The sequence below is a fragment of the Pseudoalteromonas sp. G4 genome, assembly GCF_028875915.1.
Classification (GTDB): Bacteria; Pseudomonadota; Gammaproteobacteria; order Enterobacterales; family Alteromonadaceae; genus Pseudoalteromonas.
In genome coordinates this window covers 1-11,542 of record NZ_JAPEHW010000104.1, presented here as the reverse complement: position 1 = coordinate 11,542, position 11,542 = coordinate 1, and the positions used below count along the sequence as shown (strand labels likewise).

General features: G+C 40.9%; 9 protein-coding genes and 1 pseudogene. 1 reads left to right on the top strand and 9 read right to left on the bottom strand.

Annotated elements, in window-relative coordinates; all coding sequences use genetic code 11:
- Window positions 1-327: 327 nt before the first annotated feature.
- On the bottom strand, window positions 328-717 hold the full coding sequence (gene gloA, locus ON073_RS18960; RefSeq protein ID WP_274763448.1) for a lactoylglutathione lyase: 390 nt from the start codon (window positions 715-717) through the stop codon (window positions 328-330).
- Window positions 718-1,107: 390 nt separating this feature from the next.
- Between gloA and ON073_RS18955 the strand changes: the two genes are divergently transcribed.
- A complete protein-coding gene (locus tag ON073_RS18955) occupies window positions 1,108-2,316 on the top strand; it encodes a type III PLP-dependent enzyme (RefSeq protein WP_274763447.1) in 1,209 nt (402 codons plus the stop codon).
- Between the two features lie 75 nt (window positions 2,317-2,391).
- Here the strand turns inward: ON073_RS18955 and nth are convergent, their stop codons facing one another.
- The 8 genes and pseudogenes from nth to ON073_RS18915 form a co-directional block, all read right to left on the bottom strand.
- On the bottom strand, window positions 2,392-3,027 hold the full coding sequence (nth, locus tag ON073_RS18950) for an endonuclease III (RefSeq protein ID WP_274763446.1): 636 nt from the start codon (window positions 3,025-3,027) through the stop codon (window positions 2,392-2,394).
- Between the two features lie 4 nt (window positions 3,028-3,031).
- Window positions 3,032-3,730, bottom strand: a complete 699-nt coding sequence (locus tag ON073_RS18945; RefSeq protein WP_274763445.1) for an electron transport complex subunit E — start codon at window positions 3,728-3,730, stop codon at window positions 3,032-3,034.
- Window positions 3,723-4,361, bottom strand: a complete 639-nt coding sequence (gene rsxG / locus ON073_RS18940; RefSeq protein ID WP_274763444.1) for an electron transport complex subunit RsxG — start codon at window positions 4,359-4,361, stop codon at window positions 3,723-3,725. Before rsxG ends, ON073_RS18945 begins: the two co-directional genes overlap by 8 nt.
- Window positions 4,361-5,478 (bottom strand): annotated as a pseudogene (locus tag ON073_RS18935) (electron transport complex subunit D). The gene rsxG and the pseudogene ON073_RS18935 overlap by 1 nt, the downstream one beginning before the upstream one ends.
- A 1-nt stretch (window position 5,479) precedes the next feature.
- Entirely contained in the window at window positions 5,480-7,999 is a 2,520-nt protein-coding gene (gene rsxC / locus ON073_RS18930) for an electron transport complex subunit RsxC (protein ID WP_274763443.1), read from the bottom strand.
- 9 nt (window positions 8,000-8,008) lie between these two features.
- Entirely contained in the window at window positions 8,009-8,563 is a 555-nt protein-coding gene (gene rsxB, locus ON073_RS18925; RefSeq protein ID WP_274763442.1) for an electron transport complex subunit RsxB, read from the bottom strand.
- Complete coding sequence (gene rsxA / locus ON073_RS18920; RefSeq protein ID WP_274763449.1) at window positions 8,564-9,130, bottom strand: electron transport complex subunit RsxA; 567 nt, start codon at window positions 9,128-9,130, stop codon at window positions 8,564-8,566.
- Window positions 9,131-9,362: 232 nt separating this feature from the next.
- Window positions 9,363-11,303 carry an EAL domain-containing protein gene (locus ON073_RS18915; RefSeq protein ID WP_274763441.1) on the bottom strand — a complete coding sequence of 647 codons (1,941 nt, stop codon included), beginning with the start codon at window positions 11,301-11,303 and terminating at the stop codon, window positions 9,363-9,365.
- Window positions 11,304-11,542: the final 239 nt, after the last annotated feature.

Here is an 11,542-nt window from a genome sequence, read left to right as displayed (position 1 = left end):
ACGCCACTATTTTCATGGTGATATCATCAAATTTCTTTTTTAGAATTCTCTCTTAATATTTACATTAAAATATCAAAATTTAGATCGCCTATAACTTTAAGTATATGATTCGCAATATTCACTTGCTATAAAGGGCGTAAGACAAAACACAAACCCATAATAATGCCAATCTTGATAAAGAATTAGCATCTAAAAGGCGAGTTTTAAAGCACTTCATACTGCGTTATTGACTTTAACAAGTGAGTCGCCATTCTCTGCAGTCAATGCATTACCTGAAATACTTCTAATTCTCGCTGAATGACCAATTATCTATGCGGTTTGCTATAACTATTGAACTTTCTTTTGAATAAGCTCTATGGCATAGCCATCAGGATCTTTAACAAAAGCAATTTCTGTTGTACCGCCCTTTACTGGGCCAGGTTCACGCGATACAACACCACCTAGAGCTTTGATTTCTTCGCACGCAGCGTAAATATCATCATATTCAATGGCTAAGTGGCCAAAAGCATTGCCGTGATCATAGCTGTCAGTATCCCAGTTATAGGTAAGCTCAATCGCTGTGTTTTCTTTTTCGTTCCCATAACCTACAAACGCCAACGTATAACGGTATTCGGTATTTTCTGAACGTCTTAGCTCTTTCATACCTAGTACTTTGGTATAAAACGCAACTGATTTTTCTAAATCCGCAACACGGATCATGGTATGTAGTAAACGCATAATTGCCCCTATAAAGAATTCTCTTACTTAATCAGATAAATACGCATTTTGAAACTATTGTGATTAGCTACTGATGCGATATTTAGTATTAATAAACTATTGGGTTTGAATTGTGGTTTTTAAAGGTTTTGATAGGGGAGTGCCTTTAAATAAAATTAAATTTAAGGTGGAAAATTATTAAAAAAAAGATTGCATCTTATAAAAAGTAATTTATTATTCGCACGCTTCTTGTTGATAGCCAATCCGAGTACATTGCAATTTATTGCAGCAAGGCGATAGAGCAACTATCCAAGAGTGAACTTGAATATTTAAGTATGTTTAACTCGCTCGAACTCAAAAATGAGTTTATTTGATTAGTTTAGTTTTATTGACACTGCTCGGAGAATCGCTATGTCTTTAACACCTGTGATGGCGGCTGTTGCGCCTATTACCAATCTTGATGTTTGCCATGGTTTAGTAATTGAAAAACCACAAGCTGAACAATTAGTTGCACAATTTGGTTCACCATTAATGGTGTTAGACTGTGATCTTATTCGAACCCAGTATCGTGCTTTAAAGGCCGCATTACCAAATGTAGATCTACACTATGCGTTAAAGCCATTACCACATCCAGCGGTAGTAACTACATTACTTGCTGAAGGCGCGTATTTTGATTTAGCAACAAACGGTGAAGTCGATCTTGTACAATCGGTAGGAGTGCTGAGCGATCGTACAATTCAAACGCACCCAATTAAACGTGATATTGATATTTCACATGCGCTAGCGTATGGCTGCAATGTGTTTGTGGTAGATAACATCAACGAAATTGATAAGTTTGTTAAGTACAAAGATCAAGTTGAGTTATTGGTACGCGTAAGTTTTCCAAATCCTGAGGTATTGGCAGACTTATCGAAGAAATTTGGTTGCTTACCTGAACATGCTGTAACACTCATTCAACATGCTTTTGAGTTAGGTATTCGCATAAAAGGTTTATCGTTCCATGTTGGCTCACAAACCAAAAGCGGTGTGAAATACGCAGATGCGATTAGCAAATGCCATCACATTATGACGGCGGTAATTGATGCAGGTTTACCAGCACTTAGCACACTTGATATTGGTGGTGGTTTCCCAGTGAAGTACACACCAGAAGTGCCAAATATTGCTGATTTTTGTGCACCTATTCGTGATGCATTAGCGAAGTTACCTGAAACAGTACGCGTGATTGCTGAACCAGGGCGTTTTATTGTGGCAACGGCAGTAACTAATATTGCATCAGTGATGGGCCAAGCAGTGCGCGGCGGTAAAACATGGTATTACTTGGATGACGGCTTATACGGTTCGTTTAGCGGGTTAATGTTCGATGAAGCTAAATATCAGATAGATTCAGCTCAAACAACTGGAGAGCGTTTTATGTCGGTACTTGCAGGTCCAACATGCGACAGCATTGATGTGATCCGTGAAGAAATTATGTTACCTAAACTGGAAAATGGCGACCTTATCATCTCGACCATGATGGGTGCATATACCTCATGTACGGCAACAGATTTTAACTTCTTTAAGCGCGCAGCTACTGTAGTATTAAATGAAGTTGAAAGCACTAATCTAGTTGTAAGTGCTTAATTACTTTATTTAAGTAAAATATTCGCAAAAAAGGGCATTTAAAATGCCCTTTTTACTTTATTAAATACCTGTGAATTATAAATCAACCTTATCTTTAAATTCACATAAGTCTTCAATTAAACAGCTGCCGCATTTAGGTTTGCGAGCAACACAGACATAACGGCCGTGTAAAATAAGCCAGTGGTGAACATCAACTTTAAATTCGGCAGGTACTACTTTTTCAAGTTTTGCTTCAACCGCATCAACGTCTTTACCCATGGCGAATTTAGTACGGTTTGATACGCGGAAAATATGGGTGTCGACTGCAATTGTAGGCCAGCCAAAGGCGCAGTTTAAAACAACATTCGCGGTTTTACGGCCAACTCCGGGTAGGGCAACTAAAGCTTCTAAGCTTTCAGGAACTTGACTGTTATGTTTTTCAATTAAGATTTGGCTTAATTTATAAACGTTGTTAGCTTTTGAGTTATATAGGCCTATGGTTTTTATATATTCTTTTAAGCCTTCAACGCCTAAAGCTACAATCGCTTCAGGTGTGTTTGCTACAGGGAAAAGCTTACGGGTGGCTTTATTTACGCCAACATCAGTTGCTTGCGCTGATAAGGTAACCGCAACCAATAATTCAAAAGGATTTGAATATTCTAACTCTGATTTTGGTTCGGGGTTGTCGGCGCGTAAACGCTCTAAGATTTCAAGGCGTTTTGCTTTGTTCATATGATTAATCCAAACTTGTTACGCGCGCGCGTGGTGCCTTTTCAACAATGGGTTCTAATTGTTTTGCTTGTTGTTTGGCATCGATAGTGTTTTTAAGTGCGATTAATAAACCCATACCTAAAAAAGCGCCAGGTGATAAAATCGCGAGTAAAAATTGCGTATCTGTTTTCATTACTTCAATGCGCAACACTTTTGCCCAATCACCTAATAACAAATGTGCACCGTCAAATAAGGTGCCTTGGCCGAGTAATTCTCGCATTGCACCTAACATTACAAGCACAATTAAAAAACCTAGCCCCATCATCAAGCCATCAAAGGCGGCAAGTGGCACAGAATTTTTAGAGGCAAATGCTTCAGCACGGCCAATAATAGCGCAATTAGTAACGATAAGAGGGATAAAAATACCCAGTGATAAGTAAAGCTCGTGACTAAACGCATTCATTAATAATTCTATCATCGTCACAAATGCGGCGATGATCATCACAAACACAGGAATACGAATTTCTTTCGGTACCCATTCGCGCACGATTGCGACCGTAACATTTGAGCCAAGCAATACAAAAAGAGTAGCAAGGCCAAGGCCAAGTGCGTTGGTAATGGTTGCAGAAACAGCAAGTAACGGACATAAACCGAGCAGTTGCACCAGCGCAGGGTTATTCTTCCAAAGGCCTTGATTAATAATATCGCGCAGTTGTTCAGTCATTGTTTACTCCGCATATATTAGCACTATTAAATAAGTCTTGATGTTGATTTTGTGTGTAAAGGCTTGCACGTTTTACAGCACTTATTACCGCTCTTGGGGTAATTGTGGCACCAGTAAATGCATCAAACTCACCGCCATCTTTTTTAACAGCCCAAGTTGTATCTTTAATTGAAGTAGGGCGCTTGCCATTAAAACTTTTGATCCAATCTGAACGGCGGATTTCTACCTTGTCACCAAGCCCTGGTGTTTCTTTATGTTCAATAACGCGTACGCCAGCGATGGTGCCATCAATATAGATGGCTGATAAGATTTCAATATTACCGCTATAGCCATCAGGTGCTGTTGATTGTAATACGACAGCAACTGGTTTACCGTCTTTCTTCGCACGGTATACTTTGGTTGGTGCTGAATGATTTAAGTAATCCTCAGCAATCTCAGTACAGTCTAAATACAGCGTATTAGTGTATTCATTGCCATCAATCACCTGACTTAATGTGGTCATCAATTTTTGCTGTTTGTTTTGTTCAATTGCCGGTTTGGTTAAAATGTAGGTGAGCGTAACCAAAGCAGTACTGGCGATTGCAAATGCCCCTAAAATAAGGGAGTTCTTTGAGATTGATTTAGTTAACATTATTGCTCCCTCGCCCCATACACTTTTGGCTGGGTATAATAATCAATTAATGGCACAGCCATATTGAGTAACAGCACAGAGAAAGCCACAGCATCAGGGTAACCACCGTAAGTACGAATAATGTACACAAGTAAACCAATTGCAGCGCCATAAATTAAACGCCCTCGATTGGTGGTAGATGCAGACACAGGATCAGTGGCGATAAAAAACGCCGCTAACATGGTTGCGCCGCTAAATAAATGCAGAATGGGACCTGTGCTGACACGAAAAACGCCGCTAACATGGTTGCGCCGCTAAATAAATGCAGAATGGGACCTGTGCTGACACCTGGGTGAAAAACGACGCCAATACTTGCACAAATGGCCAAGCTCGCTAAAAAACCAACGGGAATATGCCAATTAATAATACGCGACTTAAGTAAGTAAATACCGCCAAGTAAGTAAGCAACATTGACCCACTGCCAGCCAATACCGGCAAACTCGCCAAAAATTGGATTTTGCAGGCTTTCGGAAGTGGTTAAACCTTTACTTAAACCCGTTTTAAGACTGTCGAGAGGCGTTGCCATTGATACACCATCTACACCAAGTCTTAGTTGTTCTGTCGTGAAGCCACTTTGCGTTATGCCTGTAAAAATAACACTAATTTCGTCCAGTAGTGAATGCTGATTAAATGCAAGTTCCATTGGTGGTGACCAAGTTGTCATTTGTACTGGAAAAGAGATAAGCAACAGTACATAACCCGCCATAGCTGGGTTGAATAAGTTAAAACCAAGTCCGCCATACAGCTGTTTTACAAAAATAATCGCAAATGCTGTGCCGATAACAATTACCCACCAAGGTGCTAACGGTGGAATACTAATTGCGAGTAAAAGGGCGGTTAATACTGCGCTGTAGTCAGATAATGCGGTTTTGATATCACGTTTTCTTAGCTTAAGTACCAATGCTTCAGCCACAACAGCCGTTGTGATGGCAAGAAGGAGTTGAATAAGAACACCAAAGCCAAAAAAATAGGCTTGGCAAACAATGCCTAAACTGGCGGCAAGACACACCTTAAGCATAATCGTACTAAGCGATTTATGACTGTGATTATGCGGTGAACTGGTTAAGGATAATTGCACGTTATTCAGATCCTTTATCTTGTTTGGCTTTTTTTGCTTTTGCCTTGGCTATAGCAGCTGCAATCGCGGCTTTTTTTCGCGCTTCAGCATCAAGAGGCACAGCTTGTTCTTGGCTAATATTATCTTTAGGTAAAGCATGATCTTCGATTTGGCTGTTGTTTTGTTCATTGTGCTGAACATCAGCTGCTGATTGTGACTCAGCTTCTTTTGCTGCTTTTTTCGCTTTAGCGCGAGCAATGGCTGCGGCAACGGCGGCTTTACGCGGATCTTCTTCACTTGGCGTTTCTGACTCAGCTGCTTGCGTGTCAGCGTTTTGTGAGTCAGCCTCTTTTGCTGCCTTTTTTGCTTTAGCACGCGCAATAGCTGCGGCAACCGCGGCTTTACGCGGATCGTCTTCACTTTGTGCTGTTGGTTCGGCGGCTAGCGTGCCATCATTTTGTGATTCAGCCTCTTTAGCTGCCTTTTTTGCTTTAGCACGCACAATGGCTGCGGCAACAGCGGCTTTACGCGGATCATCTTCACTTGGTGTTTCTGACTCGGCTGCTTGCGTGTCAGCGTTTTGTGAGTCAGCTTTTTTGGCTGCCTTTTTTGCTTTAGCACGCGCAATGGCTGCGGCGACGGCGGCTTTGCGCGGATCCTCTGTGCTTGCTGGTTCAGATACAGCAGCTTCAGAACTCACGGTTGTTGAATCAAGGTCACTAGATGCTTTTTTAGCTTTAGCGCGAGCTATGGCTGCGGCGACAGCTGCTTTACGAGGGTCACTTGCAGTATCACTTACATTTGACGCTTCAGCTTGCTCAGCTTTTTTCGCTTTAGCACGCGCTATTGCAGCTGCAACAGCATCCTTTTTATTGTCAGTAGTGACAGATGCTGGTTTTTCTTCTTTATAGGCACGAGCTTGGGCTTTACGTTCTGCACGCAGTTTTGCCATTTCGGAGTTGTCAGGCTCACCATTTTCGGTACGTTTGGCTTTAGCGCGGGCAAGCGCTGCGGCAACCGCTGCACTTTTATCATTTGATGCAACACGTTTAGAGGCTTCTGCAACTTTCGATTTAGCTTCGTCAGTGGTGCGTTTAGCGGCACGTTTGTGACGATTTTGACGTTCTTCTTGCTCTCGTTTTAAACGTTCGTTACGGGCTTCAAATCGCTCTTTGGCACGTTCTGCTTTGACTTTGTCTTCGCGCTCTTGGCGGATTTCTGCTTTAGCTACACGGTAATATTGCACTAGCGGAATTTCGCTTGGGCAGACATAGGCACATGCACCACATTCAATACAATCGAATAAGTTATGTTCTTCTAATTTGTTGTATTCTTTACTTTTTGCAAACCATTGTAATTGTTGCGGTAATAAACTGGCAGGGCAGGCATCGGCACACGCGCTACAGCGGATGCAGGCTTTTTCCTCACCAGGCATCGGCATTTCTTGCGAACTTGGCGCCAGTACACAGTTACTGGTTTTAATGATAGGCAAGCGCACACTTGGTAAGGTAAAGCCCATCATTGGGCCGCCCATAATCACACGTTGCCACTGCTGGGGCTGAAAACCAGTTTGTTCTAGTAAAAATTTAATTGGCGTGCCAAGTAAACTCCAAACATTACAAGGGCTTGCAATGGTGTCACCGGTGACTGTTACGACACGTTCAATTAATGGCTTACCATGGTAAATAGCTTGGTATATAGCGTATATGGTTCCAACATTATGCACCACCATGCCAATATCAGATGGAATGCCGCCTTGAGGAACATGTTTTGAAGTTAATATTTGGATAAGCTGCTTTTCGCCACCGGATGGGTACTTAGTTGGTACTGCGCACACTTGCGTATAGTGATCGTTTTCACATGCTTTAGTGAGTGCTTCAATCGCTTCAGGTTTATCGTCTTCAATGCCAATTAAGATTTTTGTTGGCTGGTAAAGCTTACGAAGTACCTCGATGCCTTTAATCAACTCATTGGCATGTTCACGCATCAGCATGTCATCTGCACTTATGTAAGGTTCACATTCAACGCCATTAATAATTAAAAACTCAATTTCGTTTTTTGGTTGTGCCTTTATGTAGGCTGGAAAGCCTGCGCCACCCATACCACTGATCCCGGCATTTTGGATGCGGTCAACGATTTCTTGGTTAGATTTAGCGTAGAAATCAGGCCAAGGGGCAAGCTCACACCAAGTATCTTCACCATCAGGTGTTAACACTACACTTGGTTCAGGTAGTGCACTTGGGTGAGTTGAGGGTTTCATTGCGATTTCGCTGATGGTACCTGATGTTGGCGCGTGAACTGGCACACTCCAGTGGCCAGCAGCTTCTGTCAACGGCTGACCTTTAAGTACATAGTCACCAACGTTTACAAGTAATTTGCCGTTATCCCCAATATGCTGCTTAATCGGAATGGTTAAGCTCTCAGGTAGCGGTAATCGCTTAATCGGGTGTTGTGTTGAACTTGCTTTATTACTCGCAGGGTGAACTCCCCCAGGAATATTCCAAAGCTTACCGCGTTCAATTTGTTCTAAAATAGATTCCACCAACAACCTCTATTCGATATTTGTAACAGGAATGGTTTCTAGGTCCCATTTCCAGTTTTTACTTGTAGTTTTTACTGGCACCATGTCTATGCAATCAACTGGGCAGGGCTCAACACACAGATCGCAACCTGTACATTCATCTATTAATACCGTGTGCATTTGGCGAGTTGCACCAACAATGGCATCAACAGGGCAAGCCTGAATACATTTGGTACAACCAATACATTCATCTTCACGAATATATGCAACTGTTTTAATGGGCTCTTTTTCTTCACCGCCTGCTAGTGGTTTGGCTTCAACTCCCATTAAATCAGCAAGCTTTTGTACTGTAGTTTCACCGCCCGGCGGGCATTTGTTTACATCATCACCATTAGCAATAGCTTCAGCATAAGGGCGACAACCAGGGTAACCACATTGGCCGCATTGAGTTTGTGGAAGAATTTCGTCGATTTGATCAACGATTGGGTTACCTTCAATTTTGTATCGAATAGCCGCAAAGCCAAGCACAGCACCAAATAACAGTGCCAAGCCGCCAAGAGCAAGTAGGGCGTAGAATAAAGTCATTTACAGTTTAACCAATCCGGTAAAGCCAAGAAACGCAAGCGACATTAAGCCCGCAGTGATCATTGCAATGGATGCACCTTTAAATGGTGTTGGTACATCTGCAGCAGCCAAACGCTCGCGCATTGCTGCAAATAAAATTAAAACCAATGAAAAGCCAACCGCGGCACCAAAACCATAGATTGCGGATTGTAAAAAAGAATGTTGTTCACGTGTGTTAAGAAGCGCAACGCCAAGTACGGCACAGTTTGTGGTTATTAAAGGTAAGAAAATCCCAAGTAAGCGATAAAGCGTCGGACTGGTTTTTCTTACTACCATTTCAGTAAATTGTACTACCACAGCAATTACTAAAATAAAGCTCATAGTGCGTAAAAAGGTCAGCTCTAAAGGCACCAAAATATATTGATTTACAAGGTAACTGGTGACCGAGGCTAGGGTAAGAACAAACGTTGTGGCAAGAGACATGCCTATTGCAGTATCAAGTTTGCCAGAAACACCCATAAAAGGGCATAAGCCTAAAAATTGAACTAGTACAAAGTTGTTTACTAATACAGTTGCAACAAGTAACAGTAGATAAAAATTGAACTAGTACAAAGTTGTTTACTAATACAGTTGCAACAAGTAACAGTAGATATTCGGTCATTGATATATTTTACGCGCTAGATTTGGCGTTTATTATCCGAATTTTCGGATTAAAGCTCAACTTATTCTGCGAAACAATGCGCATTCAATATAGAAAGTTTAATTTACGCAAAAAAATAAGGGACATTTTGTCCCTTATTTAACTAAAATTTGCGTGAGATTAAATCTCTTTTGGCTTTTCGATGTAATACCCTTGTGCGCCATCTAAACACAATTGTTCAATAATGTGCTTTTCTTCTTGGCTTTCAACACCTTCGGCAAGTACTGTTACTCCGATGCGGTGAGCCAAATCGACCATTAATCGCATAAAGTATTGGTTGTTTTTATCTTCTTCTAAACCGCGAGTGTAGGTAGCATCCATTTTAATAAAATCAGGCTTAAGGTCGCGGAAGAATTTAAATGAAGTTAAACCAACACCAAATCGTTCCACTGTAATACGCGCACCAACACGGTGGATCATATCAATAAAGCGTTTTGATGCTTTTACATTTTGCTGTAAGCCAAATTCACTTACTTCGAAAATTAATTTTGCAGCAATCGCATTATCTTTTAATAAACGACGTTCTAGCCAAATTGAAAACTGCTCATCATGCGCACTTTTAGCCGACACATTTAGGCCAAAAAACTGATCGTTGAGGTTACGCGTTTTAATTGCATTAATCGCTTCTTCAATTACTAGTCTATCAACATGGGCATGTTGATTTAGCTTTTCACTCATCGCAAGGAAAGATGAGGTTGGTAGAATGTGATCTTCGGATGTTTTAAAGCGTGCGAAAATTTCCGAGTAGGCCTTTGCGCTACGACTTGTTGGCATAATTGTTTGTATCATCAACTGAATACGGCTGTTATTAAGCACATCATCAATTACTTGACGCCAGTTTTGGTTACCAAAGCTCGCAGATACGTTATCAAGAATGTCGCTTTCTTTTTGAATATGGTAGCCATTGGTTGTTTTACTTTGTGCCATGCTAAGCGCAGTATCTACTTGTGCAAGTAATGGGCTTAGCGGTTTGCCTGTTTCGAATGACACAATACCAGTATTGGCAACGCTAGTAAGCTCGACATGTTGCTGGAACTCAGTAAATTTACTTTGTAATACATCTCCGAGTTTTTCAGCTTCTTTAATTGGCACATTCATTAATAAAATAGCAAAGTCCGAACTATTTAGGCGATAGCTGCTACTGCCTGAATATGTGCCAATCGCTTGTGTAATTAATTCAGATACATCTTTGATATACTCATCACCTTGCTGATAACCTCGGGTTTGGTTAATTAAGCTCAGCTCAGTACAACGCACAACTGCAAGCGTACCAAAACATGGCTTTTCAGCATTTTCTACCTGATGCTCATAATGTTCAATAAATAAGTTGCGATTACCAAGACCTGTAACAGTATCTTTGTAGGCTTCACGTTTAATATCAAGCGCTGACGATTCTATGTCTTTTTGCTTGCGCTTTAAAAACGTATTTAAACGCACTATGCTCGGAAAAATATTACTGATTGTGCCATCTGCAATAGATGAATCTAACTTTCCATCTTTATTATCACTTTCGATGTATTTATCAACCATATTTGAAATGGCATCGCCCACCTTATTAGAGGCCTGGAGTAGGGTGAGCTTTAACGTAATAAAAGGCACTAGAGTTAAAACTAAAATCACCAAGAATAAAATCAAAAATGCGTTTTGCACAATTTCTGCAGCCTGTTCTAGGCGAAGAGTAAACTCAATTTTTAACCCTAAATCACTGCCAGCACCATGTTGAGATCGAATAAAAGGCTGATATTCTTGTAATTTTTTTACTAATACTGGCAAGTAATCTTGATTACCTTGATTACCTTGATTGCTAAAAATAGTTTCGTTTTCTTTGTCCTTAATAACCAGTTTATCAAGGCTGTATTGTAATTTAATATTTTTAGCAAACGCTTCAATGTCTTCATCTGGCTTTAACTGAGTTAACTCCAAATCGATTGCACGTTGAGCTTTTAATTGTTGCGAGTTTGCGTATTGTTGCAGCGCGGAGTTGAGCATATAACCCGTCAACGCGGTTGCCAGTACACAAAAAAATACTTGAATCGTAATAAAGCGAGTCAGTCCTGCCATGGTTTTTCTTATCTCACGATGTAAAAATTGTTAGATCGTATTAAATGAAGTAGGGGACAGCTAGTTGTTTCCACAGATGTCAATTTTGTGTAACAAACGCACTATCATTAATACAAAAAATCGCTTATGAAATGGTAAGTTATATTCTAAGAAAAGTCTAATATTGGTGATAAATTGTAATACAGAGAATTGGCTCCCCCTCCCCGACTCGAACGGGGGACCTGCGGATTAACAGTCCG